Annotated in this window: 24 protein-coding genes and 4 riboswitches; of the genes, 12 read left to right on the plus strand and 12 right to left on the minus strand. The window is 73.4% G+C overall.

Features of this window, described 5'->3' with window-relative positions; all coding sequences use genetic code 11:
• Positions 1-10 precede the first annotated feature (10 nt).
• The 5 genes from ACFEMC_RS04395 to ACFEMC_RS04415 form a co-directional block, all read right to left on the minus strand.
• Entirely contained in the window at positions 11-982 is a 972-nt protein-coding gene (locus ACFEMC_RS04395) for an ABC transporter substrate-binding protein (protein WP_380176594.1), read from the minus strand.
• An 88-nt stretch (positions 983-1070) separates the two neighbouring features.
• The gene (locus ACFEMC_RS04400; protein ID WP_380173973.1) at positions 1071-1874 is read right to left on the minus strand and encodes an amino acid ABC transporter ATP-binding protein; all 804 of its coding nucleotides are present in this window, start codon (positions 1872-1874) and stop codon (positions 1071-1073) included.
• Positions 1871-2842, minus strand: a complete 972-nt coding sequence (locus ACFEMC_RS04405; protein ID WP_380173975.1) for an amino acid ABC transporter permease — start codon at positions 2840-2842, stop codon at positions 1871-1873. Before ACFEMC_RS04405 ends, ACFEMC_RS04400 begins: the two co-directional genes overlap by 4 nt.
• Complete coding sequence (locus ACFEMC_RS04410) at positions 2839-4794, minus strand: FAD/NAD(P)-binding protein (protein WP_380173977.1); 1956 nt, start codon at positions 4792-4794, stop codon at positions 2839-2841. Before ACFEMC_RS04410 ends, ACFEMC_RS04405 begins: the two co-directional genes overlap by 4 nt.
• A gap of 71 nt (positions 4795-4865) precedes the next feature.
• A complete protein-coding gene (locus tag ACFEMC_RS04415) occupies positions 4866-4970 on the minus strand; it encodes a putative leader peptide (RefSeq protein WP_380173979.1) in 105 nt (34 codons plus the stop codon).
• Positions 4964-5058, minus strand: a riboswitch (SAM riboswitch). (Overlaps the previous gene by 7 nt.)
• 67 nt (positions 5059-5125) lie before the next feature.
• Between ACFEMC_RS04415 and ACFEMC_RS04420 the strand changes: the two genes are divergently transcribed.
• Entirely contained in the window at positions 5126-6133 is a 1008-nt protein-coding gene (locus ACFEMC_RS04420) for a RimK family alpha-L-glutamate ligase (protein ID WP_380173981.1), read from the plus strand.
• 5 nt (positions 6134-6138) lie between these two features.
• On the opposite strand, the gene ACFEMC_RS04425 is transcribed toward ACFEMC_RS04420, so the two are convergent.
• Together ACFEMC_RS04425 and ACFEMC_RS04430 are read right to left on the minus strand one after the other, a co-directional pair.
• Entirely contained in the window at positions 6139-7470 is a 1332-nt protein-coding gene (locus ACFEMC_RS04425; RefSeq protein ID WP_380173983.1) for an NtaA/DmoA family FMN-dependent monooxygenase, read from the minus strand.
• Positions 7467-8552: an LLM class flavin-dependent oxidoreductase gene (locus ACFEMC_RS04430; RefSeq protein WP_380173985.1), complete on the minus strand. Its 1086-nt coding sequence runs from the start codon at positions 8550-8552 to the stop codon at positions 7467-7469. Before ACFEMC_RS04430 ends, ACFEMC_RS04425 begins: the two co-directional genes overlap by 4 nt.
• Before the next feature lie 157 nt (positions 8553-8709).
• Between ACFEMC_RS04430 and ACFEMC_RS04435 the strand changes: the two genes are divergently transcribed.
• A complete protein-coding gene (locus ACFEMC_RS04435) occupies positions 8710-8949 on the plus strand; it encodes a hypothetical protein (RefSeq protein WP_380173987.1) in 240 nt (79 codons plus the stop codon).
• Positions 8950-8955: 6 nt separating this feature from the next.
• On the opposite strand, the gene ACFEMC_RS04440 is transcribed toward ACFEMC_RS04435, so the two are convergent.
• On the minus strand, positions 8956-10305 hold the full coding sequence (locus ACFEMC_RS04440; RefSeq protein ID WP_380173989.1) for an aminotransferase class V-fold PLP-dependent enzyme: 1350 nt from the start codon (positions 10303-10305) through the stop codon (positions 8956-8958).
• A gap of 54 nt (positions 10306-10359) precedes the next feature.
• Positions 10360-10473, minus strand: a riboswitch (SAM riboswitch).
• Between the two features lie 160 nt (positions 10474-10633).
• A riboswitch (SAM riboswitch) is annotated at positions 10634-10725 on the plus strand.
• Between the two features lie 58 nt (positions 10726-10783).
• Between ACFEMC_RS04440 and ACFEMC_RS04445 the strand changes: the two genes are divergently transcribed.
• The 9 genes from ACFEMC_RS04445 (at position 10784) to ACFEMC_RS04485 (ending at position 21122) form a co-directional block, all read left to right on the plus strand.
• Positions 10784-11758, plus strand: coding sequence for a methylenetetrahydrofolate reductase (locus ACFEMC_RS04445; RefSeq protein WP_380173991.1), 975 nt, complete (start codon positions 10784-10786; stop codon positions 11756-11758).
• The gene (gene metE, locus ACFEMC_RS04450; protein ID WP_380173993.1) at positions 11755-14103 is read left to right on the plus strand and encodes a 5-methyltetrahydropteroyltriglutamate--homocysteine S-methyltransferase; all 2349 of its coding nucleotides are present in this window, start codon (positions 11755-11757) and stop codon (positions 14101-14103) included. Before ACFEMC_RS04445 ends, metE begins: the two co-directional genes overlap by 4 nt.
• 122 nt (positions 14104-14225) lie before the next feature.
• Positions 14226-14318: riboswitch (SAM riboswitch) on the plus strand.
• Positions 14319-14497: 179 nt separating this feature from the next.
• A complete protein-coding gene (locus ACFEMC_RS04455) occupies positions 14498-16093 on the plus strand; it encodes an ABC transporter substrate-binding protein (RefSeq protein ID WP_380173995.1) in 1596 nt (531 codons plus the stop codon).
• Positions 16094-16121: 28 nt separating this feature from the next.
• A complete protein-coding gene (locus tag ACFEMC_RS04460) occupies positions 16122-17117 on the plus strand; it encodes an ABC transporter permease (RefSeq protein ID WP_380173997.1) in 996 nt (331 codons plus the stop codon).
• Positions 17114-18025, plus strand: a complete 912-nt coding sequence (locus ACFEMC_RS04465) for an ABC transporter permease (protein WP_380173999.1) — start codon at positions 17114-17116, stop codon at positions 18023-18025. The genes ACFEMC_RS04460 and ACFEMC_RS04465 overlap by 4 nt, the downstream gene beginning before the upstream one ends.
• Positions 18022-19647 carry a dipeptide ABC transporter ATP-binding protein gene (locus ACFEMC_RS04470; protein ID WP_380174001.1) on the plus strand — a complete coding sequence of 542 codons (1626 nt, stop codon included), beginning with the start codon at positions 18022-18024 and terminating at the stop codon, positions 19645-19647. The genes ACFEMC_RS04465 and ACFEMC_RS04470 overlap by 4 nt, the downstream gene beginning before the upstream one ends.
• Positions 19644-20168 (plus strand): GNAT family N-acetyltransferase, encoded by a 525-nt coding sequence (locus ACFEMC_RS04475; RefSeq protein ID WP_380174003.1) that lies wholly within the window; start codon positions 19644-19646, stop codon positions 20166-20168. The genes ACFEMC_RS04470 and ACFEMC_RS04475 overlap by 4 nt, the downstream gene beginning before the upstream one ends.
• A gap of 112 nt (positions 20169-20280) precedes the next feature.
• Positions 20281-20913 (plus strand): hypothetical protein, encoded by a 633-nt coding sequence (locus ACFEMC_RS04480; RefSeq protein ID WP_380174005.1) that lies wholly within the window; start codon positions 20281-20283, stop codon positions 20911-20913.
• A 17-nt stretch (positions 20914-20930) separates the two neighbouring features.
• Positions 20931-21122: a hypothetical protein gene (locus ACFEMC_RS04485; RefSeq protein WP_380174007.1), complete on the plus strand. Its 192-nt coding sequence runs from the start codon at positions 20931-20933 to the stop codon at positions 21120-21122.
• A 20-nt stretch (positions 21123-21142) separates the two neighbouring features.
• On the opposite strand, the gene ACFEMC_RS04490 is transcribed toward ACFEMC_RS04485, so the two are convergent.
• From ACFEMC_RS04490 to ACFEMC_RS04505, 4 genes are all read right to left on the minus strand, one after another.
• On the minus strand, positions 21143-21403 hold the full coding sequence (locus ACFEMC_RS04490; protein ID WP_380174009.1) for a hypothetical protein: 261 nt from the start codon (positions 21401-21403) through the stop codon (positions 21143-21145).
• Positions 21404-21687: 284 nt separating this feature from the next.
• Complete coding sequence (locus ACFEMC_RS04495; RefSeq protein ID WP_380174011.1) at positions 21688-22575, minus strand: carbohydrate ABC transporter permease; 888 nt, start codon at positions 22573-22575, stop codon at positions 21688-21690.
• Complete coding sequence (locus ACFEMC_RS04500) at positions 22572-23585, minus strand: carbohydrate ABC transporter permease (protein WP_380174013.1); 1014 nt, start codon at positions 23583-23585, stop codon at positions 22572-22574. Before ACFEMC_RS04500 ends, ACFEMC_RS04495 begins: the two co-directional genes overlap by 4 nt.
• Entirely contained in the window at positions 23582-24859 is a 1278-nt protein-coding gene (locus ACFEMC_RS04505) for an ABC transporter substrate-binding protein (RefSeq protein ID WP_380174015.1), read from the minus strand. Before ACFEMC_RS04505 ends, ACFEMC_RS04500 begins: the two co-directional genes overlap by 4 nt.
• A 247-nt stretch (positions 24860-25106) precedes the next feature.
• Here ACFEMC_RS04505 and ACFEMC_RS04510 point away from each other — a divergent pair, with 247 nt between their 5' ends.
• Positions 25107-26150 carry a LacI family DNA-binding transcriptional regulator gene (locus ACFEMC_RS04510; RefSeq protein ID WP_380174017.1) on the plus strand — a complete coding sequence of 348 codons (1044 nt, stop codon included), beginning with the start codon at positions 25107-25109 and terminating at the stop codon, positions 26148-26150.
• Positions 26151-26176 lie beyond the last annotated feature (26 nt).

The raw sequence follows: 26176 nt of genomic DNA on the forward strand, positions 1-26176 counted from the left end.
CCGCCCCCGCTCAGGCGGTCTTGGGCAGGCCCGGCGGATTCACCTGCGACTGCGGCACGGCCTCGTTCGCGAGGTTCCAGCGCTTCAGCGTCGCCGCGTACTGACCGCCGGCGATGAGGTGGTCCAGGGCGGCCGCGAGCGCCTGGACGAGGCCGTCGTCCTTCTTCGTCATCGCGGCGATGTCCGCCTGGATGGTGCCACCGCCGGGGACGGTGCCGACGATCTTCGTGTCGCCGGCGACGAGGGCGTGGTAGGCGGCGGTGGGGTTCGGGCCGAAGTTCGCCTGGATGCGCCCGGACTTCAGGGCGAGGTAGGTGTCGGAGGCCTGCTGGTAGTACTGGATGGCGGCGGGCTTGCGGCCGGAGGCCTCGTTCTGCCGGTTCCACTCCAGCAGCACCTTCTCCTGGTTCGTGCCGGAGCCGACCGACACCGTGAGGCCCGCGACGTCCGCCGGGCCGGTGATCGCCGTGATCGTCGAGTCCTTCGGGACCTCCCACGCCAGCGTGTCCACGCGGTAGGAGGCGAAGTCGTACTTCTCCTTGCGTTCCTCGGTGACCGTGATGTTGGAGAACCCCACGTCGAACTGCCCGGAGTCGACCGAGAGGAAGAGGTTCTCCCAGCTCGTGGCCCGCACGTCGGGCGTGAGCCCCAGGACGCCGGCGACGAGCAGGGCGATGTCGGGTTCGATCCCGATGACGGTCTTGTCGTCGTCGGCCTTGAAGCTCAGCGGCGGGGCCCCGTTGCCGGTCGTGCCGATGACGAGGGTCCCGCGGTCCCGGATCGCCTGGGGCACCGTGGCCGCGATCTCCGGGACGGCCCGGGCGGTCACCCGTCCCGTCTGGGCGGGGCTGGTGTCGACGCCCCCGGCCGCGCCCGACGGTGCGGCCGCGGGTGCGGCGGCGGGGTCGGCGGTGCCGGTGGCGCACGCGGACACGGCCAGCGGGGTGGCGGCCAGCGACAGGAGCCAGGTACGACGGCTGATCACGGTGTTCTCCTCGGGTCTGGCCGCCCGGTGGGCAGGCCGGCAGGGCGGTCCGGCGGGCGCCGGACCGGTGGGACGGTGGGGTGGGTCAGAGCACCTTGGCCAGGAACGCCCGGGTGCGGTCGTGCCGGGGGTGGTCGAACACCTCGGCGGGGCTGCCCTCCTCCAGGACGACGCCCTCGTGCAGGAAGAGCACGCGGTCGGCCACCTCGCGGGCGAAACCGATCTCGTGGGTGACGACGACCATCGTCGTCCCGGCGGCGGCCAGGTCGCGGATCACGTCCAGCACCTCCCCGACGAGTTCGGGATCCAGGGCGGAGGTGGGTTCGTCGAAGAGGACGAGCGAGGGGCGCAGGGCGAGCGCACGGGCGATCGCGACCCGCTGCTGCTGACCACCGGACAGCCGGCGGGGGTACTCCTCGGCCTTGTCCAGCAGGCCGACCCGTTCCAGCAGCGCCCGCGCCTCGACCTCCACCTCGGCACGCCGGCGCCTCTGCGCCGAGACGGGGGCCTCGACAACGTTCTCGAGGACCGTCAGGTGCGGGAACAGGTTGAAGTGCTGGAACACGAAGCCGATGCGGGAACGCTGGCGCAGGACCTCCCGCTCGTGCAGTTCGCGCAGGTGCCGGCCGGACCGCCGGTAGCCGATGAGGTCGCCGTTCACCTCGACCAGACCCGCGTCGACCTTCTCGAGGTGGTTGATGGTGCGCAGCAGCGTCGACTTGCCCGAACCGGACGCGCCGAGCACCACGGTGACCGTGCCGGCGGCGACGGACAGGTCGATGCCGCGCAGGACCTCCAGCGCCCCGAACCTCTTGTGGACACCGGCGAGGTGCACGACGGGCGCGGCCGTGGCGGCACGGCCCGGCGTCGTGGCGAGCGTGGGGCTCATCGGGCGTCTCCGTGGCGTCGGGCGCGGGCCGCACGCGCGGTGCGGAGGAGGGTCAGGAACGGCAGCGGGGTGTCGGCGCGGGAACTGCCCCGGCCGTAGTGGCGTTCGGCGAGACACTGCAGCACCGACAGGACGGTGGTGAGGACCGTGTACCAGACGGCCGCGACCAGCAGCAGCGGGATGACCCGGCCGGTGCGGTTGTAGACGACCTGCACCTGGTAGAAGAGCTCCGGCAGCGCCATGACGTAGACGACCGAGGTCCCCTTGAGCAGGCCGATGACCTCGTTCCCGGTGGTCGGGACGATGATGCGCAGCGCCTGCGGCAACTGGATCCGCCAGAACTGCCGGGCCTGGGGGATCCCCAGCGCCGCGGCCGCCTCCCGCTGGCCGGGGTCGACGGCGAGGAAACCCGACCGCACGATCTCGGCGAAGTACGCGGCCTGGTGCAGACCGAGCCCGAGGAACGCCGCCGTCAGGGGCCCGATGAGGCTCTGGGTCGGGAACGTCCAGAACTGCGGGCCGAACGGGATGCCGAACCCGATGACCCGGTACAGGATCGCCAGGTTGTACCAGAACAGCAGCTGCAGGATCAGCGGGACCGAGCGGAAGACGCTGGTGTAGGTGAAGCTGACGACCTTCAGCAGCGGGTTGTGCGACATCCGCATGAGCGCCAGGACGGTGCCGAGGACCAGGCCGATCGCGGTGCCGACGAGGGTCAGCCGGACCGTGAGCCACATCGACTCCAGGATCGTGGCCGAGAACAGGAACTGCCCCACGGTCGGCCACTCCCACGCGGGGTTGGTGACGAGGGCGTTGACGGCCATCGCGGCGAGCACCGCGACGACGGCCGTGGCCACCCAGCGCCACGGGTGGCGGGCCGGCAGCACCGTGAGCGGTCGGGTGGGGGCGGACCGCGGAACCACCGGGGCGACGGTGACGTCCGGGACGCTGCGGGTGGTGTCGCTCATCGACGGTCTCCCTGCGGGGTGGACAGCGGGACGGGTGAGGGACCGGAGGACGCGGAGGCGGCCCGCAGGAGCTCGGCCGCGAACCGGTCGGCGCGGCGGAAGAGTTCCGCATCGGTGCCGGGGCGGGCGAACGCGGCGGCCGACGCCTCGCCGGAGACCCACGCGCCGGTGGCGAACCGTCGCGGGTGGGGGGTCCCGTCCCGGCCCACGAGACGGGCCGTGCCGTCCACGACCAGTCGGCCGTTGGACCACCGCGACCCGTCGTCGACGACCTCGTGGGCGCGGACCTCGCCGCGGTCGCGCAGCCGGCCCAGCAGGACGTCGGACGTCCACTCGAGGTCGGGCGCGGGCAGGCGGGCCTCGACCAGGGCCTGCGCGCGGACCTCGTGCGGACCGCTGCCCGAACCCGCCGTGAAGGCGGCGGCCCCCGGGGTCGGGTCCGCCTCGACGTGGACGTCGGCCCCGAGGAACCGGACGACACCAGCGCGGGCCAGGGCCGCGAGCTGCCGGAGCCGGTGCGGCGGAGGGCCGCTGGCGACGTAGCTGAAGAACCCGTGCCACCAGCCGTCGAGGTCGACCGCGCTCGACCGGGCGTTCAGTCGGCCCGCCGCGTGCAGCCCGGCCGTGACGACGTAGGCCGACAGGACGGCGGCGAGGACCGCGGCGTCGGGGGAGGACCGGGGGTCGCTGCGCCGCGCCCGGTCGTCCTCGACGTGCTGCAGGACGCGGGCGTGCACCTCCTCGCCCGACGTCCCCCACCACCCGTCGAGGGGGCGGTCGAGATCCGACGGGTCGAACCGGTCCGCGGGGTCCGGCACGGCGCGCACGACGAGTTCGTCGAGCTCGGCCGAACCCCACTCCGCGCGGGTGAACGCCTCGTCGAACTCAGCGGCGGGCACGGTCGTCCGGCCCGGGTGGGACCGGAAGAGCTCGCGGTAGTGGGCGCCCGCCATCTCGCGCGCGATGAGGGGCCAGAGGTCCGCGCGCAGGTCCAGCAGGCCGTTGCCGTGCGCCGCGTCCACCGTGCGGGGCGAGTAGAACCGGGGGAGTCCCAGGTCGGCCGGGACGGGGTACTCGATCTTGGAGCGGTAGGGGACGCCGCGCCGGGACCCGACGTGCAACCGCGGTTCGCGGCCACCGGGCCGGTAGTCCAGCCCGCCGTCCGCCCGCTCCTCGAACCGTCCACCGCGGCCCTCGGTGAGGCGCACCACGAGGTCGACGAAGGCCAGGCCCATGCCCACCACGACCACGTCGGCGCCGGGAGGCAGGACGTCGAGGTCCTGTTCGCTCGTGTACCCGGGTCGGACGTAGGCCAGGCCGTGCGTTCGGGCGAAACCGGCGGTGCGGCGTTCCCGGGGGCTGGGGCGGACGTCGAGGTGTCCCTGGGCGAGGAGCACGACGTCGACGGGGAGGGTCCCGTCGGTGCTGGTCCCGTGGTCCAGGTGCAGCACCTGGCCGCCGTCGACGGGGTCGTCGGTGAGGTCCAGCACCGTCCGGTGGTGCCGGTGCACCCGGACCCCCGCCGGGAGGGCGGACACCGTGCGGACCCAGGCGTCGGCGAAGTACCGGCTGGCCAGGCGCCGGGAGGTGAAGGAGGCCGGACCGTGGTCCAGGAGTTCCGCCTGCGCCGCGTGGTTCCCCGCCGCCTCGTGGAGCAGGTCGGCGCGGTGCTCCGCGACCCACTCGGCGAGGGAGGGACCGCGCAGGACGGGCGGGGTGAGGCCGGTGACCGACGCGTCCGGCAGGACGCTGATGTCGGCGGCGCGGGAGTTCATCCACAGCAGCGGGTCCGGGACCCGGCGCCAGACGCGGCCGGCGCCGGAGTCGAAGGGGTCCACGACGTGGACCTCGAGCTCCCGGGCGGCGTCGTGGGCGTGGGCGGAGAGGCGTTGCAGCAGGACGAGAACGCGGGGTCCGGCACCGACGATGCCGACACGGGTGGGACGGGACACGGGGGCTCCCCGGGGAGGTGCCGCAGGGCACGAGGTGGCGTCCGCGGGCGCAGCCGCGACGGACGGGGGGCTCAGCGCCCCGGGCACACCGCCGAGCTCAGACGGCAGAGGTCCACGTGTCGGCGGCGGACGAGCGGGGGCCGGGCGGCGGTGCGTGCGGTCACGGTGACTCCCATCGGTCCTGGCGGAAGCACCCGCGCCTGATCGCTCAGGGGGTTGCTGCGGCGTCGACGAGCCAGGTCTCTCGGCCGCTCTGGATGGACGGTGCGAAACTATCCCACGCAAGCCCCGGACGGCAAACCCCCGCCCGGTACCCAGCCGGAGGAACCCGATGACCAGCGAGACCACCCACCCGCAGGCCGCCACCCGCGCGAGCTGGTCGCTCGAGCCCGGTGGGGAACCCCGGGTCCACGTCCTGCACGAGAACCCGGACTGGTTCGCGCCGTTCGAGGCGGCGTTCCGCGCCGAGGGCGTCCCGTTCCAGGAGGTGCTGCTCACCGACGGCTCGGTCGACCTCGACGCCGAACCCGCGGCTGGCGTCTACTGGTCGCGCCTGAGCGCGTCGTCGCACACCCGCGGGCACCTGCACGCCAAGGAGTTCACTCGGTCCGTCCTGGCGTGGCTCGAGGGCTGGGGTCGTCGCGTGGTGGGTGGTTCGCCCGTGGTCGAGCTCGAGGTGAGCAAGGTGCGGCAGCACGCCCTGCTGCGGCGCAGCGGCATCGACGTCCCGCGCACGCTCGCGGTGTTCGGGCGCGAGGACCTGGTGCGCCGGGCGCAGGAACTGCCCGTCCCGTTCATCACCAAGCACAACCAGGGCGGCAAGGGACTGGGGGTGCGGCGGTTCGACTCCCACGAGGAGTTCGCGGCGTACGTGACGTCCCCGGAGTTCGAGGAACCGGTCGACGGCGTCACGCTGCTGCAGGAGTTCCTGCGGACCAGCGAGCCGTTCATCACGCGCGCCGAGTTCGTCGGCGGCCGGTTCGTCTACGCGGTCCGCGTCGACACCTCCGCCGGGAGCTTCGAGCTGTGCCCGGCCGACGCGTGCGAGGTTCCCGGGACGGGGGTCGAACCGTTCGTCCTGCGGCCGGAGGTGACCGCCGACACCCCGGTGGTCCGCCGGTGCGCCGAGATGCTGCGGTCGGCCGGGCTGGAGGTCGCCGGGGTCGAGTTCGCCGAGACGTCCGACGGCCGCACCGTGGTGTACGACGTCAACACCAACACGAACTACAACCCAGCGGTGGAGGCGGTCGCCCCGGAGTCGGCCCCCGGGGCGATCGCCCGTCACCTCGGCGGACTGCTGCGCGCCGAGCAGTTCCGCCGTCCCGCGCCAGGTCGGTGAGGGGGTCAGCGCCGGGTGAGCGGAGCCCGCAGGCCGAGGTGCTCGCGCAGCGTCGTCCCGGCGTACTCCGTCGGGTAGGCGCCGCGGTCCTGGAGCGCGGGCACGAGCTGGTCGACGATCTCGTCGAGGCCGCTGGGCACCAGGTACGGGGTGACGTTGAAGCCGTCGCTGGCGCCCGAGCGCACCCAGTGCGTGAGCTCGTCGGCCAGCTGCGGGGCCGTGCCGGCGAAACCCCGCTCGGAGGAGTGGTGCAGCACGAGTTCTCGCAGGGAGAACTTCCCCTCCTCGGCCTCGGCGCGCCACCGCTGGGCCAGCGCCACCGCGTCGGCGCCGGTCCGGTGCGCCCCGCGGGTCCCGTCGACGACGGAGATGACGGGGTCGTGCGCGGGCAGCGGGCCGTCCGGGTCGAGGTGGGAGAGGTCCTCGCCCCAGACCTGCCCCACGAGGGACAGGGCGGTGGCCGGGGTGACCTGCTGCTCCAGGACCCAGCGCGCCTTCTCCTCCACCTCCGCCGCGGTGTCGGCCACGACGATCTGCGTGCCGGGCAGCACGAGGACGTCGCCCTCGGGGCGTCCGGCCGCGACGGTCCGCCGGCGGATGTCGTCGGCGAACTCGAGGGCGTCCGCGTGGTCCGTGCCGTGCCGGGAGAAGACGACGTCCGCCGTCCTCGCCGCGAAGTCGCGGCCGGCGGGGGAGTCCCCCGCCTGGAAGAGGACCGGGTGCTGCTGCGGGCTGCGCGGGACGGTCGGGGTGAACTCGACGTCGAAGAACCCGTCCTGGACCCGGACGGGTGTGAACCGCTCGCCGTCCCAGCTGTCCCAGACCCGTTGCGCCGTGCGGACGAACCGTTCGGCCCGCTCGTAGCGGTCGGCGTGGTCGAGGTGTCCACCACGGCGAAAGTTCTCACCCGTCCAGGCGTTGTCGGTCGTCACCACGTTCCACGCGGCCCGTCCGCCGGAGAGGGCGTCGAGCGAGGCGAGCCGCCGGGCCAGGTCGGCGGGGTCGTTGTACGTCGTGTTCTGCGTCGCCACGAGGCCGATGTGCGTCGTCAGACCGGCGAGGGTCGCCAGCTCGGTGAGGGCGTCGGGGCGGCCGACGACGTCGAGGTCGTGGATCCTCCCGCGCTGCTCGCGCAGCCGCAGGCCCTCCCCGAGGAAGAACGCGTCGAACAGCCCGCGCTCGGCGGTGCGGACGAGCTGCACGAACGTGGAGTGCGCCATCTGCGACCCGCTGCCGGGATCGGACCAGATCGTGCTGTGGTTCACGCCCTGGAAGAAGACGCCGAAGTGGACGACGGCGTCGGGGAAGCGCAGGTCACCGTTGGACGGGGTGGTCATCGCGGATCTCCTCCGGTGCTCACGAGGGCGGGGCCGGTGGTGAACCGGTTGGCGGGGCGTTCGAGCCCGAGGGTGCTGCGCAACGTGGCGCCCGGCAGCGGGGGCTGCAGGACGCGGGCAGCTCGCAGCGCCGGGAAGGTGGTGCGCAGGAGGGCGCGGAGGTCCTCGTCGAGGACGGCCGCGTGCAACCGGACCCCGTCGACCACCCCGGTGAGGTCGGTGAGCCAGGCGGCCAGCGCCTGACCGGGACCCGCCCAGCGGATCCGGCCCCGGTCCGGAGCGGGTGTCGAGGCGTCCAGCGCCGCGAGCCGGTCGGCCGCGGCGTGCGCGTCGGTGTCGAGGACGACCTCGACGTCGAGGACGACGAGCGGGCCGGCGGGGGAGCGTCGCGCGCCGGCGTCCCCGCTGAGCACGACGTCCGCGGTGCGGCGGTCGGTCCGGTGCGTCAGGTCGTCCTCCCGGACCACGACGACGGCCTGACCCTGGGGGGAGCGCGGCACGGTCAGCGGTCCCTTCACCGACCAGCGGCCGGTGTCGACGTCCACGTGGTGCAACCGGTCGCGGTCGACGTAGCGGCCGGTGGCGACGTCGCGGACGACGGCGTCGTCCTCCCAGGAGTCCCAGAGGGCCCGGACCGCGTGCACCACGTCCGCGAGCTCGCCGGCCGGGTCCTGCGCGACGGGCAGGTCGACGCTGCGGGCCACGGCGGCGGAAGACGTCGTGGCGATCCACCCGGCGCGGCCGGCGCTGGAGTGGTCGAGCGAGGCGATCTGCGCCGCCACGTGGAACGGCTCGGAGTAGGTGGTGGCCGCCACGGGCAGCAGCCCGACGGCCTCCGTCGTCCCGGCCAGGAAGGCCGCGCGCTGGACCGCGTCGAGGTGCCCGACGGGGTTGCGGGGGTCGGGCAGCGGTGAGTCCTCGAACGTCAGTCCCGTCAGCCCCTGGGCCTGGGCGGTGACCGCGAACCCGCGCAGCCGGCCGGGGGAGAAGACCTCGTCGGGGGTGCTGCGCGACCAGCGCCAGGCGGCGGGGTGCCACCCCCCTCCGTCGACGTCCAGGAACAGGTGCAGGGGGGTGGTCACGGGGTCTCCCGGGGTGCGTGGTGGACGGAGTGGCGGAGGACCTCCCGGGGCCGTCGCGCGTGTGCGACAGTGGGGCACCCGAGAGCGGAGGTGTGGGGTGCTGCGACAGGTGTGGGCGCGATGGTGCGCTGCCGCAACCAGTTTGGGCTCGATCGTCGTGCAGGGTCTCGCCCTGGCCGGGCACGGCCAGTGGGGGTTCCCGTGGTCGCCGGCCGACCTCCACGACGCCCGCCACGACTCCGCCGACGGTCCGGCGCACGACCGTGGCCCGGGCCTGGAACCCGGTCCGGGTGAGCTGAGCTGGACCGAGTTCGAGGCCGAGCTGCACGAGGTGCTCGCGCAGGAGGCGCCCCGGACGGGCGAGGGGCCCCGCCCGAGCAGCGAACCGCTGGCCTGAGGGAGGTCACCGCCGCGGCCCGGCAGAGAGGAAGGACCCGGGTGCCGGGCGCGGATCGGACAGCGGGGCCCAGTGCCCGTCGACGACCCCGTAGTCCAGCTCCGGGCCCCCCGTGACGAGCCGCCGGAGCGCGGTCAGCAGCCGGTCGACCTCGGCGGACGTGGTGCCCACACCCGTCGAGACGCGCAGGCCGCCGTCGGACAGTCCCAGGGCGTCCGCGAAGCGGTGGGCGCAGAACCGGCCGTCGCGCACGCCGATGCCGTGCTCGGCGGACAGGTAGGCCGCGACCTCGGAGACGGAGCGCCCCGGCACGGTGCAGGTCACGACCCCCACGGCGTCCCGGGGACGGGGCCGGACGACCTCGATGCCGGGCAGCGCCTCCAGGCCGTCCACCAGCCGCGTGCGCAGCGCCTCCTCGTGGTCCTCCAGCGCCCCCGGCGGCAGGCCGGCGAGCGTCGTGCACGCCTGCGCCAGGGCCACCGCGCCGACGACGTTCGGGGACCCCGCCTCGTGCCGGTCCGGGCCGGTGGCCCACCGCACGCCGTCGTGCCGGACGTCGAGCGTCGCGCCCCCGCCGGCCAGGTAGGGCTCGGCGGCGTCCAGCCAGTCGCGGCGGCCGACGAGCGCCCCGCTGCCGAAGGGCGCGTAGACCTTGTGCCCGGACAGCGCGAGGTAGTCGATCCCGTCCCGCCCCACGTCGACCCGCCGGTGCGGCAGGAGCTGCGCCCCGTCCACCGCGATCCGTGCCCCCGCCTCGTGCGCCGCGCGGGCCAGCCGTCGCAGCGGCAGCACCTCCCCGGTGACGTTGGACGCGCCCGCGACGGCGAGCAGCGCGTACCGGCCGGTCGCCAGCTCGGCCTGGAGCAGGGCGGTCGTCTCCTCGGCGTCGGCGCCGCCGGCCACCACCGTCGTGCGGGCGGACCGTTGCCAGGGCAGCAGGTTGGCGTGGTGCTCCACGTCGGCGACGAGCACGCGTCCTCCGGCCGGGACGGCGCGGGAGAGCAGGTCGAGGGCGTCCGTGGTGCTGCGGGTGAGGACGACGAGGTCGTCGGCGCGCGCCCCCACGAAGGCGCCGACGTCCGCGCGCGCCTGCTCGAACAGCGCCGTGGAGACCCGTGAGAGCCAGCCCGCGCCGCGGTGCACGCTCGCGTAGTGCGGCAGCACCTGCGCGACCCGCTCGGCCACGGCGACGAGGGCCGGGGCGCTGGCGGCGTTGTCGAGGTTGGCGTAGGTCGTCGAACCCCCCGTCGCGAGCGGCACGAGGGTGTCGGCCCCCACGACGGGCAGCAGGGCCTCGACGGCGCCGGCGGGCCCGGGACAGTGCGGACGGGTGGGGGACAGGGTGCTGGTGCTCACGCAGGAACTCCTGGGGGAGGGGACCCTACCGGGAGGACCGGGTCACCCCGGTGAGGTCCGCGCTTGCCGGCTCCACCACGGAACCGGCCAGGTCGTCACCCGGGGCACCCCACCGCGGAGGAGGGTTGCCGGCCAGCGAGCCGGGGCCTGTCGCTGGCGCTCATGACCTGTGCAGGAGCCTGCCACGAGGAGCCCGACCGATCAACATCGGCGCGCCGCGAACTCCCCTCGAGCCCGTCCTGGGCCACCCGGGTGGTCGTCCGGGAAACCCAGCCGATCCCTGGGGAACCACTTGTGGAGGCCGCGCGGACCGCCCTACAGTCGGTGAACACCATCCAGAGCGGCCGAGAGTCCTGGCTCGACGACGCCGCAGCAACCCCCCGAGCCCGGGCGAGGGTGCTAACGCCAGGCCGATGGAGCACGTGATGAGCAGCACCCCTGTCGACCCGTTCCCGCGTCCCGGCGCAGGACCGGCCCGATGACCCTCGCGCCCCTCGTCGCCGGTGCGGCGGGGCGGCCGACCCTGAGTTTCGAACTCTTCCCGCCCCGTTCCCCGGACGGCCGGGACGCTCTGTGGCGCAGGCTGTCCGACCTGCTGGCGACGCAGCCGGACTTCGTGTCCGTCACGTTCGGGGCGGCCGGTGCGACGCGCGGACCGAGCCGGGACCTGCTGGCCCACGTCCTGAGTTCGACGGCCGTGCCCGCGATGGCGCACCTGACGTGCGTGGGTTCCTCCCGCCGCGAGGTCGTCGACCTGGCCTGCGAGTTCTTCGACGCCGGCGTCCGCAACGTCCTCGCCCTGCGCGGGGACCCGCCGGCGGGCGCGGGGACGGGGGAGTTCCGTCCGCACCCCGACGGCGTCCCGACGGCCCGCGACCTCGTCGAACTCCTCCAGGTCGCCGACCGGCGGCGCCTCGCGCTGCGGGGTGGGCGTCTCCCCGTCGACGTCCCCCCGCTCAGCCTCGCCGTCGCCGCGTTCCCGCGGGACCGCGACGGGCACGAACTCGCGGTCCTGCGCGCCAAGCAGGACGCCGGTGCGCAGTTCGCCGTGTGCCAGGTCGGGTGGTCCGCCCGGGAGTACGCGACGTTCGTCGAACGCGCCCGGGCCGCCGGCGTCACCATCCCGCTCCTGCCCGGCCTCGCGGTGACCCACGAGGTGCGGCGGCTGGAACGGATCGGTGAGCTCACGGGTGTGCCCGCCCCGCGGGCCCTGCTCGCGGCCCTGGAGACCGACGACGTCCGGGTCCGCCGCCGGGCGGCGACGGCCTTCACCTCCGGACTGGCGCGCGACCTGCTCGCCGCCGGTGCCCCCGGTCTGCACCTCTACACCTTCAACGCGGTCGAGCCCGTCCTCGACCTGCTCGACCACCTGCTCGACCACCTGCGCAACCCCACGAACCTGCCCCGTCCCGCCGAACGCCGCGTCCGCGCGGTAGGAGGAGCCCCCCGATGAGCCAGCACTCGACCACCGACCAGCCGACGTGGACCGCGACCGTCCTCGGCTACCCCCGCATCGGCCCCGACCGCGAGACGAAGAAGGCCCTGGAGGCGCTGTGGGCCGGGCGCGCCGACCTGGCCGCGACGGAGGCGTCCCTGGCGGCCGTGCGGGCGGCGACCGTCCGGCGGTTGAACGCGCTGGGCCTGCCCGCGCACGACGCGTCCATCCCCTCCGCGTTCTCGGCCTACGACCAGGTCCTCGACACCGCCGTCGCCGTGGGGGCGGTGCCCGACCGCTTCACCGACCTCGTCGCGGCCGACGGACGGGTGGACCTGGAGGCCTACTCGACCATCGCCCGGGGACGCGGTGCGCTGGCGCCGCTGGAGATGACGAAGTGGTTCGACACGAACTACCACTACCTCGTCCCCGAGATCGGGCCCGGGACGTCGTTCCGGTTCGCCGACGACCGCGGGGTCCGGGAGTTCTCCGAGGCGCTGGCCGACGGGTTCCTCACCCGCCCGGTCGTCGTGGGGCCGGTCACGTTCCTGCTGCTGGCCAAGGCCGCCGACGACGCCCCGGAGGGTTTCGCGCCGATCAGCCGGCTCGAGGACCTGCTCGCCGCGTACGAGGGTCTGCTGGCCGCCTACGCCGCGGCGGGGGCCACCTGGGTCCAGCTCGACGAACCCGGCCTCGTGAGCGACTCCGCGACGGCCGGGGTCGACGGCCTGACCGACCTGGTGCGCGGGGCCTACGAGCGGCTCGCCGCGGTGCCCGGTCGCCCGCGGTTGCTGGTGGCCACGCCGTACGGGGACGCGCAGGAGCACCTCGGGGCGCTGAGCGCGGTGGAGGGGATCGCGCTCGACCTCGTCGAGGGTTCCGTGCCCACGGACCCGGCCGTCCTGGCGGGCAAGACGGTCGTCGGCGGCGTCGTGGACGGGCACAACGTCTGGCGCGGGGACCTCGAGCAGGCGCGGGAGACGTTGCGCCGGCTCCAGGGGTCCGCCCGCAACGTCGTCCCGGGCACCTCGACCTCGTTGCTCCACGTGCCGCACGACGTGTCCCGCGAGAGCGCGCTGCCCGAGCGGCTGCGCAGCTGGCTGGCCTTTGCCGACCAGAAGGTGGCCGAGGTGGTCCTGCTGGGCCGGGCCCTGGCCGAACCGGGCGACGCCGGTGTGACCGCGGAACTGGCTGCCTCGGCCGCGGCCCGGGCCGACCGCCTCGGTGCTCCCGGCGTGGTGCGCCCGCAGGTGCGCGACCGGCTCGCCGCGCTGACCCCGGACGCGTTCCGGCGCAGCGACTACGCCGTGCGCCGGGCGGCGCAGGAGGAGGCCCTGGGGCTGCCGCTGCTGCCGACGACCACGATCGGGTCCTTCCCGCAGACGCCGGAGATCCGCCGGGCGCGCTCCGCGTGGAGCCGGGGCGAGCTCGCGCAGGAGGGGTACGAGGCGTTCCTGCGCGCCGAGGTCGACCGCGTCGTGCAGTTGCAGGAGGAACTGGGCCTCGACGTGCTCGTCCACGGGGAACCGGAGCGCAACGACATGGTCCAGTACTTCGCCGAGCAGCTCGACGGGTTCGCGGTGACGGAGCACGGCTGGGTGCAGTCCTACGGTTCGCGCGGGGTCCGTCCCCCGGTCCTGTGGGGAGACGTGACGCGGCCCGCACCCGTCACGGTGCCGTGGAGCACCTACACGGCGAGCCGCACGGCAAAACCCGTGAAGGGCATGCTGACGGGCCCGGTGACGATTCTCGCGTGGTCGTTCGTCCGCGACGACCAGCCGTTGGGGGACACCGCGAACCAGGTCGCCCTCGCCCTCCGCGACGAGGTCGCCGACCTCGAGGCGGCCGGCATCGGGATCGTGCAGGTGGACGAACCCGCGCTGCGGGAACTGCTGCCGCTGCGCACGGCCGACCAGGCGGCGTACCTCGACTGGTCCGTCGCCGCGTTCCGGCTGGCCACGGCGGGGGCGGCCGACGCGACGCAGGTCCACACGCACCTGTGCTACTCCGAGTTCGGGGAGGTGATCGAGGCCATCGACGGTCTCGACGCCGACGTCACGAGCATCGAGGCGGCGCGGTCGCGGATGGAGGTGCTCGAGGACATCGCCCGGGCGGGTTTCGCCCGCGGCATCGGTCCCGGGGTCTACGACATCCACTCCCCGCGCGTCCCGTCCGTGGAGGAGGTCGCCGGGCTGCTCCGGTCGGCCGTCGGCTCGGTGCCCGCCCGCCAGGTCTGGGTGAACCCCGACTGCGGGCTCAAGACGCGGGGGTACGCCGAGACGACGGAGTCGCTGCGCAACCTCGTCGAGGCGGCGCGGACCGTGCGGGCCGAACTCCCCGTGGGAACCCCCGTCGCCGGCTGAGGTCCCGCACGACGGAACCCCTCCACCCCCGACGGGGGCGGAGGGGTTCCGTCGTTCCCGGGAGGACGTCGCAGGAACTCCGCGGTTGAGTTCCGGCACGGTTCCCCGTAGAGTTCCTGGTGCAACCATCCAGAGCGGCTGAGAGACCTGGCTCCGCGACGCCGCAGCAACCCCCCGGACTCGGGCGCGGGTGCTTCCGCCAGGAACGATGGAGGAGTTCTCGTGGACCGCACCTCGCACGTCGCCGTCCTCCGCCGCGTCGTCGACTTCTGCCTGACTGGTTCCTCCGGCTGTCGCTGACCTGCCTCTCGACGCCGGGAGCCGTTCCCGTGCGTCCGTGCGCCGTCCTGCGTGACGCGTGCACCCCTTCGCCGTTCCCCAGCCTGGAGTCCCCTTGCGCACCCGCACGCCGCTGTCCGCACTCACCGTCGCCACGCTCCTCGCCCTCACCGCCTGCGGTGGCGGCAGCCGGAGCAGCTCCGAGGAGTCCGCCGACGCCACCCCGGTCAAGGGTGGGAACCTGACGTTCGCCATCTCGGTCGACTCCGGGTGCATCGACCCGCAGCAGGTCGCCAACAACGACGCCCTGAACATCGGCCGCCAGCTCGTGGACTCCCTCACGGTGCAGGACCTCGACGGGAAGATCCAGCCGTGGCTGGCCGAGACGTGGGACGTCAGCCCGGACGCGAAGACCTTCACCTTCCACCTGCGGGACGGAGCGACGTTCTCCGACGGCAGCCCCGTCGACTCGGCCGCGGTGGAGGCCAACCTGGACGGGATCGTCGCGCTGGGAGCCAAGGCGTCCCTCGGCTCGACCTACCTGCAGGGCTACACGGGGACGCAGACCCCGGACGCGCGGACAGCTGTCGTGACGTTCGCCCAGCCCAGCGCGCAGTTCCTCCAGGCCACCTCCACCATGAGCCTCGGCCTCCTGTCGGTGCCGACGACCACGGCGGACCCGGCGACGCGGTGCGACGGAACGACTCTGGTCGGGTCCGGCCCGTTCACCGTCCGCAGCTACGCCAACGGTTCCAAGACCGTGCTGGAGAAGCGCGCCGGGTACGACTGGGCGCCGACCGGGTCCGAGCACCAGGGGGAGGCCTACCTCGACACCATCACCTACGAGGTCGTCCCCGAGGCCAGCGTGCGCACGGGGTCGTTGCAGTCGAAGCAGATCGACGCGACGACCGGCATCGCCTCGCAGGACCTGCCGCAGTTCGACGGCAACGGGTTCTGGACCCAGCGCCGCGCCAACCCGGGCATCCCGTACAACCTCTTCCCCAACGAGTCGCGCCCGATCTTCTCCGACGAGAGGGTCCGACAGGCGTTCTCGAAGGCCGTCGACCGCACGACCCTCGCCAGCATCCTGAACCCCGGTGACGTCGCCGTGAGTTCGGCACTGTCGGCCTCCACCCCGTCGGCGCCCGACGACTCCGCCGACCTCGCGCTCGACGTGGCGGGGGCCAACCGGCTGCTCGACGAGGCCGGCTGGGTCAAGGGCGCGGACGGGATCCGGGCCAAGGACGGACGGAAGCTCACGGTCACGGTGACGTTCTGGCAGCCCACGACCGCGGTGCTGGAGCTCGTCCAGCAGCAGGAGCGCGCGGTCGGCATCGACCTGCAGCTCAAGCAGGGCACCACCGCCGAGACCACGGCCCTGCAGAACTCCGGCGACTACGACGTCCTGTTCTACAACCTGACCCGGTCCGACCCGGACGTGCTGCGGACGATCTTCTCGACCGAGACGCGCAACGTGAACCACCGGGCGCACGGCCAGGTCGACGACCTGCTGACGCAGCAGGCCGCGACGACGGACGCCGCCCAGCGGGCCCAGCTCGTGGCCCAGGCCTCGAAGCTGCTCGTCGACGAGGCGCACTCGATCCCGCTCATCGAGCTGTCGACCGTCATCGCCGCGAGCGACGACGTGCACGACCTGCAGTTCGAAGGGTCGTCGCGACTGTGGTTCCACGACGCCTGGAAGCAGGCGTGAGCGCCGTGACGAGGGAAGGGGCCCGGTCGTGACGGGTTACGTCGCCCGCCGGCTCGGGCAGGCGGTCGTCGTCCTGTGGGCGGCGTACACCGTGACGTTCGTGGTCCTGTACCTGCTCCCGAGCGACCCGGTCGAGATCATGCTCGCCGGTGGGCAGGGCGGTGAGCAGTCCACCGTGGACCCGGCTCAGGTCGCGGCCCTGCGGCACGAGTACGGCCTGGACCAACCGTTGCCCGTGCAGTACCTGCACGCGTTGTGGAAGACGCTGCACCTGGACTTCGGGGGTTCGATCCAGAACGGGGCGCCGGTCACGACCCTCATCGGGGATGCCCTGCCGCAGACCGCGGTCCTCGCCACGTCCGCCCTCGCCGTCGCGCTGGTCCTCGGGGTCGGGATCGCGTTCCTGTCCACGTGGGTCCGGTGGTCCTGGGTGCGCACGCTGCTGCTGGCCCTGCCCCCGCTGGGCGTCTCGCTGCCGACGTTCTGGGTCGGCCTGCTGCTCATCCAGTTCTTCTCGTTCCGGATCTCGATCTTCCCGGCCCTGGGCAACGAGGGCCTCGCCAGCCTCGTGCTGCCGTCTATGACGCTCGCCGTCCCGGTCTCGGCGTCGATCGCGCAGGTGCTGGCCCGCGGGCTGCGCACCGCGCTCGCCGAACCGTACGTCGAGACGGCCCGCGCCAAGGGCGCCTCCCGGGCCCGGGTCCACCTGCGCCACGCGTTCCGCAACGCCACGATCCCGGCGCTGACCATCGTGGGGGTCATCGTGGGGAACCTGCTGGCCGGTGCCGTGGTGGTGGAGACCGTCTTCTCCCGCGTCGGCATCGGGCGGTTGACCGTCACCGCCGTCAACGGGCAGGACATCCCCCTCGTGCAGGGACTGGTCCTGCTGGCGGCCGCGGTCTTCGTCGCCACCAACCTCGTCGTGGACCTGCTGTACCCGGTCGTCGATCCGCGCATCCGCGTCGTCGGGGTGCCGCGTCGTCCGGGCGCCGGCACCAGGACCCTCGTGGGGAGCGCGTCGTGAGCACCGGAGTGGGCAGGGGGGCGCCCGAAGACGTCCTCGACGTCCTCGACATCGGGGAGCGCTACCGGGCGGCGGCGAGGGGGGCCGCGGGGCCGCGTCGCAGACGGCCGACGTGGGCCCGGCGACCGGACCTGCTGCTCGCAGCCCTGGTGGTCCTCCTGGTGCTGGCCTGGTCGGTGGTCCCGACGTTGTTCACGTCCCAGAGCCCCGTCGACGGGGTGCCTGCGGACCGGTTGCAGGGTCCGTCGGCAGCGCACCTGTTCGGCACCGACCACCTGGGCCGCGACCTGTTCTCCCGGGTGGTCCACGGGTCCCGGCTCACGTTGCAGGCCACCGTGCTCGCCGTCCTCATCGGCCTCGTGGTGGGGACCCTCGTCGGCCTGTTCTCCGGTTTCGTGCGCGGGGTCGTCGACGACGTCCTGATGCGCACCATGGACGTCCTGCTGTCCATCCCCGCCCTGCTCTTGTCGATGGCGCTCATCACTGCCCTCGGCTTCGGAACGGTCAAGGTCGCGATCGCCGTCGGGATCGGGACGGTCGCGAACTTCGCGCGCGTCATGCGCTCGGAGGTGCTCAAGGTCAGCTCGGCCGTGTACGTCGAGGCGGCCCGGGCCAGCGGGGTGCGGACGACGGGTGTGCTGTTCCGGCACGTCCTGCCGAACGCGGCCGGGCCGGTGCTGGCCCTGTCCGCACTGGAGTTCGGGGTCGCCGTGCTCGCGGTGTCCGCACTGAGCTTCCTCGGTTTCGGCGCACCACCCCCGGCGCCCGAGTGGGGTTCGCTCGTCGCGGGCGGCCGGGACTACCTCGCGACCTCGTGGTGGCTGACGACGTTGCCCGGGGTGGTGGTGGCGGCGGTCGTGCTGTCCGCCAACCGCATCGCTCGGGCACTTGAGAGGGGTACGGCGTGAACGAGGCACTCCTGAGCGTGCGGGACCTGACGATCTCCTACGGGTCTCGGGAGGTGGTGCACGGGGTCTCCTTCGACGTCCACCCCGGGGAGGTCGTGGCCGTCGTCGGGGAGTCGGGGTCCGGCAAGAGCACGACCGCGCACGCCGTCGTGGGGCTGCTGAGCGGCTCGGGAACCGTGGACGCGGGATCCGTGCTGTTCGAGGGGGACGAACTCGTGGGCCTGGGCGAGAGGGGGTGGCGCTCGGTGCGCGGGGCCCGGATCGGCCTGGTCCCGCAGGACCCCACGCTGTCGCTGAACCCCGTCCAGCGGATCGGGGAGCAGGTGGCGGAGGTGTTGCGCATCCACGGCCTGGCCACGGGGGCGGCCGCCCGGTCGCGAGCGGTCGAGCTCCTCACCGCGGCGGGCCTGCCGGACGCGGCCGTGCGCGCCAGGCAGTACCCGACGGAACTGTCCGGAGGCATGCGGCAGCGGGTCCTCATCGCCATCGGGCTGGCCGCCGGACCCCGGTTGCTGGTGGCGGACGAACCGACGAGCGCCCTCGACGTCACGGTGCAGCGGCAGGTGCTGGACCACCTGGAGTCGCTCACCCGGGACGCGGGGACGGCGGTGCTGTTCATCACGCACGACCTGGCGGTGGCCGCCGACCGCGCCTCCCGGGTCGTCGTCATGTCGCAGGGCGAGGTCGTCGAGGTCGGGACCGCGCACCAGGTCCTGACCGAACCCCAGCACGCGTACACGCAGTCGCTGCTCGCAGCCGCCCCCAGCCTGCACAGCGCGCGGATCCTGGCCGTCCCGCGCGAGCGGACCGCCCCGCCGGCGCCCCGTTCGCCCGAGCCCCTCGTGCAGGTGCAGTCGCTGGTCAAGGAATTCCCTCTCCCCGGTCGGGGCAACGTGCAGACCGCCGTGTCCGACGTGAGCTTCGACATCGGCCGCGGCGAGACCGTCGGGCTGGTCGGCGAGTCGGGGTCGGGCAAGACGACGACGGCCCGCCTCGTCCTGGGGCTGGAGCGGCCCACCTCCGGACAGGTGCGCTTCGACGGCGTCGAGACGGCGGGTCTCGAGGGATCGGCCTGGCGAGACCTGCGCCGTCGCGTGCAGCTCGTCTACCAGAACCCCTACGCCTCCCTCGACCCGCGCATCGCCGTCGGCGAGACGATCTCCGAACCCTTGCGGGCCTTCGGGGTCGGTGACCGGGCCAGCCGCCGGAGAAGGGCGCTGACGCTGCTCGACCAGGTCCGGCTGCCCTCCGACGTCCTGGGGCGGCGGCCCGCCGAGCTGTCGGGCGGCCAGCGGCAACGGGTCGCCATCGCCCGCGCGCTGGCGCTGGAACCGGAGTTCGTCGTCTGCGACGAACCCGTCTCCGCCCTCGACGTGTCGGTGCAGGCGCAGGTCCTGGAGCTGCTCGTGCAACTGCAGGCCGACCACGGGCTGAGCTACCTGTTCATCTCCCACGACCTGTCCGTGGTCCGGCAGATCAGCGACAAGGTCGGGGTCATGCGCCGCGGGGAACTCGTGGAGTTCGCCCCCGCGCGGGACGTCTTCACGCACCCCCAGCACGAGTACACCGTGGAACTGCTCGAGGCCATCCCGGGCCGCCGGGCCCTGGAGGACGTGACGTGACCGCAGAACCTGCCGAGCTCGTCCTCCGTGCGGTGAGCACCGCCGACCCGCTGGCGAAGCCGCTGTTCGACGACCTCGCCCGCGAGTACGGCACCCGCTACGGCGGGACGGTCGAGCAGGTCCGGCAGGAGCTGGAGCGGTACCCGGCGCAGGAGTTCGCCGAGCCCCACGGGGTGCTCCTGCTGCTCCTGGAGGACGGGACCGCCATCGCCGGCGGCGCCTACCGCCGCTACGACGAGCGGACCGCGGAGCTCAAGCGCATCTGGACGCACCCCGCTCACCGCCGACGGGGCCTGGCGCGACGGGTGCTGGCCGAGCTGGAACGGCGTGCGGTGGTGAACGGCTACGAGTCGCTGTACCTGACGACGGGTCCGCGCCAGCCCGAGGCCAAGCACCTCTACCTGACCTCCGGCTACGTCCCGCAGTTCGACCTCGACGTCGACCCCGAGACGATCGGCCCCCTGGCGTTCGTGAAGGAGCTGAGCACCCGGTCAGGGGTGCACGGGGCCTCCTCGTCGTAGCGCCACCCGTGGCGCTGCGAAGCCCGTCGCCGTCCGCGAACCGGGTCACCGTGGTGTGCCCGCAGTGGCTCGCCCACGTCGTCCACCCTCGATCCACCACCAAGAGGCCCCCGTGAGCACTCCGCAACGACTGCTGCCCGACTCCCGCCGGTCGCGTCTGTCCACGACCCCCGACGACGACCGGTTGCGTCGTCGCGGCCTCCTGGAGGAGGGGGTGGAGCGGCCGGTCGGGGCACTGCTGCCCGAGGGGGCGCTGGAGGCTCCGGGACCGATCGCGCTGCGCGCCGACCTCCCCGTGGGCGCGGCGATCGAGCAGGCCGTTGCCGAGGGGGCGCTGGGCCGCACCCCCCTGGCGGTCGTGCAGCCCCGTCAGGGAGCTCGACGTCCCCACGCGCTCGGCGACCTCCTGGGTGCCACGACCCTCGCCGGTCTCCGCCGGCTGGTCCGCGACGACCCCGAGGTCGCCGCGACCGCGCTGCGCGAGGTGGCCGACCCACCGCTGCCGCAGGTCGGTGTGGGCCAGGACGTCGACGAGGCGTGGGAGGCGTTGGGTCCGGCTCCCGCGGCGTGGGTCCTGGTGGCCGGTCGCGTCGCCGGCTGGGTCCGTCGTGCCCGGCTCGAGCAGTTCTGCACCTCCGGTGCCCGAGGTGCCGCTCAGTCGGTCGTGGGCAACCCGGGCGGGTTGACCTCGGACGTCGTCACGGCCTCGTCGGCGAGGTTCCAGCGCTCGAGGGTCGTGCCGTAGGCGCCGCTGGAGATGAGGTGGTTCAGCGCGTCGGCCAGGGCCTGAGTCCGTTGCCCTTCTTCGTCGTGGCCGCGATGTCGGCGACGACGGTGCCGCCACCGGGGACGGTTCCGACGATCTTCGTGTCGCCGGAGACCAGCGCGTGGTGGGCCGCGGTCGGGTTGGGGCCGAAGTTCGCCTCGATGCGGCCGGACTCCAGTGCCAGGTAGGTGTCGGAGCCCTGCTGGTATTACTGGATCGTCGCTTCCTCGCGGCCGGCGGCCTTGTTCTGCTCGTTCCAGTCCAGCAGGACCTTCTCCTGGTTGGTACCCGAACCGACCGAGACGGTGAGCCCGGCGATGTCCTGGGGCGCCTCGAGACGTGGTCTCGGAGTCCTGGCGACCTCCCAGGCGAGGGTGTCGACGCGGTAGGAGGCGAAGTCGTACTTCTCCTTGCGCTCCTTGGTGACGGTGATGTTGGAGAACCCGACGTCGTACTGACCGGAGTCCATCGACAGGAACAGGTTCTCCCAGCTGGTGGGGCCTGGATGTCGGGTGTGACACCCAGGACTCCGGCGACGAGCAGGGCGATGTCGGGTTCGATCCCGATGACGGTCTTGTCGTCGTCGGCCTCGCAGCTCGCCGGCGCTCTCGACCTGAGGAGGGACCCCCACGGGCACCGGACCGACATCACGGACCCGCTCCTGGTGGAGCTCCCGACCGGTTGTCCGTGACGTGGTCGGGCCCCGACCGCACCGGTCGGGGCCCGAGGAGGTCCCAGCGCGTCCCGACGGTTTCAGCCGCCGCCCATGCCGGTCTCGGCGACTCCGCGCACCAGCCAGCGCTGCAGCACGAGGAACACCAGCAGCACGGGCACCAGCGAGAGCAGAGCCGCAGCGAACAACCCGGAGTAGTCGAACGTCTGGGCCGTGAGGAACGACGACAGGTACACCTGCACCGTCACCGCGCCCGACCCGCCGCCGGCGACGACGAGGGGCCACAGGAACGCGTTCCAGGACCCGACGAAGCCCAGGACCGTCAGCGCGGAGGCGAACGCCAAGGTGTTCGGGACGACGATGCGGCGGAACACCCCGAAGTAGCCCAGGCCGTCCAGGCGCCCGGCCTCCTCGAGCTCCTTGGGGAAGTTGAGGAAGAACTGGCGGAACAGGAAGACGTTGAACGCGCTGAACAGGCCTGGGATCACGAGCCCGCGCAGCGAGTCCACCCAGCCCAGCTTCGCCACGATGAGGAAGTTCGGCAGGAACGTCGTCGCGGCGGGGATGAGCAGGACCACGATGGTCGCCGAGAACAGCGGCCCGGCGGCCCGGTTGGGGATGCGGGCCATCGCGTACCCGGCCATCGCGGCCAGGACGATCTGCCCGCCCGTCAGGACGACAGCCATGACGGCCGTGTTGAGCATGGCCCGCGGGAACGTCGGGTCGTCCAGCACCCGGGAGAACGACGACCAGTCGGGGTCCGAGGGCCACAGCACGAACGTCCGGCTCGCGATGTCGGCGGCGGGGGAGACCGCCGTCTTGACCATGATGTAGAAGGGCAGCAGGAACAGCAGCGCCACCAGCGTGACGGCCGCGTAGCGGGCGACGTTCGCCCCCGTGCGGGCCGCCTGGCGCTTGCCCGTCCCCGCCGCGCGGGGGACCGGTCGGGTCAGTTGCGCGGTGCTCACGCGGACACCCCTCCCCGGCGCCGGCGGGGCGCCTTCGTGCGGTCCTCCGCGGCGGAGAACCCGAAGAACTTGGTCTGCAGCAGGGCCACCACCACCATGATCGCGGTGAGGATGAGCGCGCCGGCCGAGCCGAGCCCGAAGTCGCGCTGGGCGCCCAGGGCCACGTTGTAGAGGTAGACCAGGGGCGGACGCGTCGACGGGTTGGTCGGTACGAGGTTGATGAACTCGTCGAACGCCTGGAAGGCGGCGACGAGCAGGAGCAGCAGGACCGCCGCCACCGTCGGCCGCAGTTGCGGCCAGGTGATGTACCGGAACCGGCGGAAGCCCGCGGAGACGCCGTCCAGCATGGCGGCCTCGTAGAGCACCGGCGGGATGCGCTGCAGCCCGGCGAGGAACAGGACCATGTAGAACCCGACCTGCAGCCACAGGCGGACGGTGATGAGCACGATCCACCAGTACGGCGAACTGCCGAGCCAGGAGACCGGGGCGATGCCGAAGACGCCCAGTGCGCTGTTCGCCACCCCCGAGGGCAGGCCCGAGAACAGGGCGAGCTTCCAGACCAGCGACCCGACGACGTAGGAGCACGCCACGGGCAGGAACAGCGCGGACCGGTAGAACGCCTGGAACCGCGGCAGGCCGTTGACGAGCACGGCGAGGCCGAGGGACACCGCCATGGTCACGGGCACGATGAACAGCGCGTAGACGAAGAACGTCACGAGGCTGTTGGTGAACGCGTCGTCGGTGAGGAAGTGGGCGAAGTTGCCCAGTCCGACGAAGCGCGTCGGCGTCAGCGTCCCGCGCGCCTCGAAGAAGCTCAGGCCCGTGCTCCACACGATCGGGACCACGGTGAACACGACCAGGCCGACGAGGAAGGGGGTGACGAACACCCAGAACGCCAGCCGGCTGCCCTTGACGGTGCTCGTCCGGCCTCGGGTGCCCGACCCCGGGGGGCGGGACGGGGCCGGCGACGTGCCGCCCCGTCCCGGCGCGGACGCGGTGCTGCTGCTCACGACGCGAGGGAGTCGAGGGTCTGCTGGCAGGTCTTCTGCGCGGCCGCCAGTTCGGTGGCCACGTCGGCCCCGTTCGTGAGCATGCGGGTCGCCGCGTCGGTGAGCGCCGTCCCCATGGCGGGGGCCCAGAACGGCCCGGCGGTGTAGCCCCACTTGCTCGTGAGGTCGACGACCTGCTTGGCCAGACCCTCCTGGAGCTCGGTCGTCGCTTCCGCGGTGGCCGTCTTCGGCGGCACGTGGAACCCGAAGCCGACGGCGAACTTCTTCTGGAACTCCGCGTCGTCGACCCACTGGGCCTTGGCCAGGGCCTTGGCGGCGTCCAGGTTCGACGCCTTCGCCGCGACCTGCTCGTTCCACTGGGACACGAGCACGGCCTGCTTGCCCGAGCCCCCGACCTGAGGCACCGCCATGACGCCGAGGTCGTCACCGAGGGCCTTCTCCATCGCCGGCAGCGCCCACATGCCCTGCCAGGTGATGGCGGCCAGGCCGGCGTTGAACGACGTCGGGTCGGTCCAGTCGGTGGGGGAGCCGGTGAGCATCGCCCCGTCCTTGTAGGCCTTCTGAAGCGCGGTCAGCCCGGCCACGACCTCGGGGGTGTTGAACGTGACCGTCTTGTTGTCCTCGCTGAGGAAACCGGGGCCGGCCGCGACGGCGATGGCCTGGGAGAACACGCCCGCGCCGCCGTCGTTGCCGAAGAACAGGCCCTTCTGGTTGCCGCCGGTCAGCTCGGTGCCGGCCTGCAGCAGCTCGTCGAACGTCGTGGGGACGGCGATGCCGGCCTTCTGCAGCATGCTCGGGCGGTACCACAGGAGCTGCGGGTCGGTGATCATGGGGATGCCCCAGATCTTGCCGTCGATCGTGACGGGCTTGAGGGCGACCTCGCTGAACTGGTCCTTGATCGGGTCCATGACGTCGCTGAGGTCGGCGTACAGCCCCTTGCGGGCCGAGGCCGGGTCGATCGCGTTGTTCTCGAAGACGTCGACGCCGCTGCCGGACAGCAGGCGGGAGGACAGCTTCGAGGCGTAGTCGCCCAGCGTCCACTGGACCGAGACGGAGGCCCCCTTGTAGCTCTTCGCCCAGTCGGTCACCGCCTGCTGGACGCCCTCTTCGCCGTACTGGTGGTACCACTGCGACAGCGAGGTGCCGCCGCCCCCGCCACCACCCCCGGTGCCGCCGTCGTTGCTGCCGCACGCGCTGAGGGCCAGCGTCGTCGCCCCCGCACCGAAGCCGGCCAGCAGGGCCCGTCGGGAGAACCGGGAGGAGGTGGGCGCCATGTCGTGCTCCTTCGCGAGGGCGCGTCCGGCGACGCGCGGTGTCGGGACGGTCCTCGGCGACCGCCCTCGTCGGCCCCCGGCGACTGCGCCGGAAACCTCTGTCGGTGATGTTAGCGCGAACAGAGACCCCGTCAACCGGCGGCGCGGATCGTCACCGAACCGCTACGCTTCCGGCGTCCCCGGCCCGCGGTGCGCCGTCCCGCGAGCGGCCGCTCGAGCCCGGGGGACGGACGAGGAAGGGGCCGGCATGTCCGGTGAGGTGCTGCAGGCGACGCCGCCGCCGCGTCGCAACCCGTCGCTGGCCGACGTGGCCAAGGTCGCCGGGGTCTCGTCGCAGACGGTCTCCCGCGTCGTCAACGGGCACGGCAACGTCGTCGCCGCGACGCGCGAACGCGTCCTGGAGGCCCTGCAGGCCGTGGGCTACCGGCCCAACGCCGCCGCCCGGGCCCTGGCCACCGGTCGCTCCCGCGCCCTGGGCGTCCTGACCTTCTCGGTGTCCCGCCTCGGTGACGTCCGGTCCCTGTCCGGCATCTCGGCGGCGGCCTCCCGGGCGGGGTATTCCATCAGCCTGCTGAGCCTGAGCGAGGCGACGCGGACCGGGGTGGACGCCGGCATCGCCCACCTGACGGGCCAGGACGTGGACGGTCTCGTCATCATCGAGGCCGAGGTGCTGGACTCGCCCGTGTTCGCCGTCCCCGCCTCCGTCCCGCTCGTCGTCACCGATGCCGTTGCCTCGCAGCGCTACCCGAACGTCGACACCGACCAGGCGGCGGGCGCCGCCCTCGCCGTCGACCACCTGCTGCGGCTCGGGCACCGCACCGTGCACCACGTGAGCGGCCCCGGTTCCTCCCGGGCGGCCCGGGAGCGGCAGCGCTCCTGGGAGACGACGCTGCGGGCCCAGGGCCGGCCCGTGCCCCCGGCCCACGCGGGGGACTGGACGTCGGCGTCGGGGTACCGCATCGGACGGGTCCTGGCCCACCGGCCGCCGGGGGAGGTGAGCGCCGTCTTCAGCGCCAACGACCAGATGGCGCTGGGCGTGCTGCGGGCCTTCCACGAGGCCGGGGTGGACGTGCCCGGGGACGTGTCGGTGGTCGGGTTCGACGACACCGCCGAGGCGGGGGACTTCTGGCCCCCGCTCACGACGGTCCGGCAGGACTTCGAGGGCGTCGGCGAGCTGTGCGTGTCGTTGCTCCTCGACCAGATCCAGCACCCCGGCCCCGTCTCGACGCGGACGCACCGGGTTCCCGTGCAGCTCGTCGTGCGGGCCTCGACCGCCCCGCCGCGCGCCTGACGGGGACCGGTCGGGTGGCGTGAACC

The sequence above is a fragment of the Kineococcus sp. DHX-1 genome, assembly GCF_042473625.1.
GTDB lineage: Bacteria > Actinomycetota > Actinomycetes > Actinomycetales > Kineococcaceae > Kineococcus.

Excerpts from the sequence above, each read along its gene's own strand:
- ACFEMC_RS04425 (WP_380173983.1), bottom strand. The coding sequence starts at position 7,470 with ATGACCACCCCGTCCAACGGTGACCTGCGCTTCCCCGACGCCGTCGTC.
- ACFEMC_RS04415 (WP_380173979.1), bottom strand. The coding sequence starts at position 4,970 with ATGGGAGTCACCGTGACCGCACGCACCGCCGCCCGGCCCCCGCTCGTC.
- metE (WP_380173993.1), top strand. The coding sequence starts at position 11,755 with ATGAGCCAGCACTCGACCACCGACCAGCCGACGTGGACCGCGACCGTC.
- ACFEMC_RS04445 (WP_380173991.1), top strand. The coding sequence starts at position 10,784 with ATGACCCTCGCGCCCCTCGTCGCCGGTGCGGCGGGGCGGCCGACCCTG.
- ACFEMC_RS04420 (WP_380173981.1), top strand. The coding sequence starts at position 5,126 with ATGACCAGCGAGACCACCCACCCGCAGGCCGCCACCCGCGCGAGCTGG.
- ACFEMC_RS04505 (WP_380174015.1), bottom strand. The coding sequence starts at position 24,859 with ATGGCGCCCACCTCCTCCCGGTTCTCCCGACGGGCCCTGCTGGCCGGC.
- ACFEMC_RS04510 (WP_380174017.1), top strand. The coding sequence starts at position 25,107 with ATGTCCGGTGAGGTGCTGCAGGCGACGCCGCCGCCGCGTCGCAACCCG.
- ACFEMC_RS04490 (WP_380174009.1), bottom strand. The coding sequence starts at position 21,403 with ATGGACTCCGGTCAGTACGACGTCGGGTTCTCCAACATCACCGTCACC.
- ACFEMC_RS04405 (WP_380173975.1), bottom strand. The coding sequence starts at position 2,842 with ATGAGCGACACCACCCGCAGCGTCCCGGACGTCACCGTCGCCCCGGTG.
- ACFEMC_RS04400 (WP_380173973.1), bottom strand. The coding sequence starts at position 1,874 with ATGAGCCCCACGCTCGCCACGACGCCGGGCCGTGCCGCCACGGCCGCG.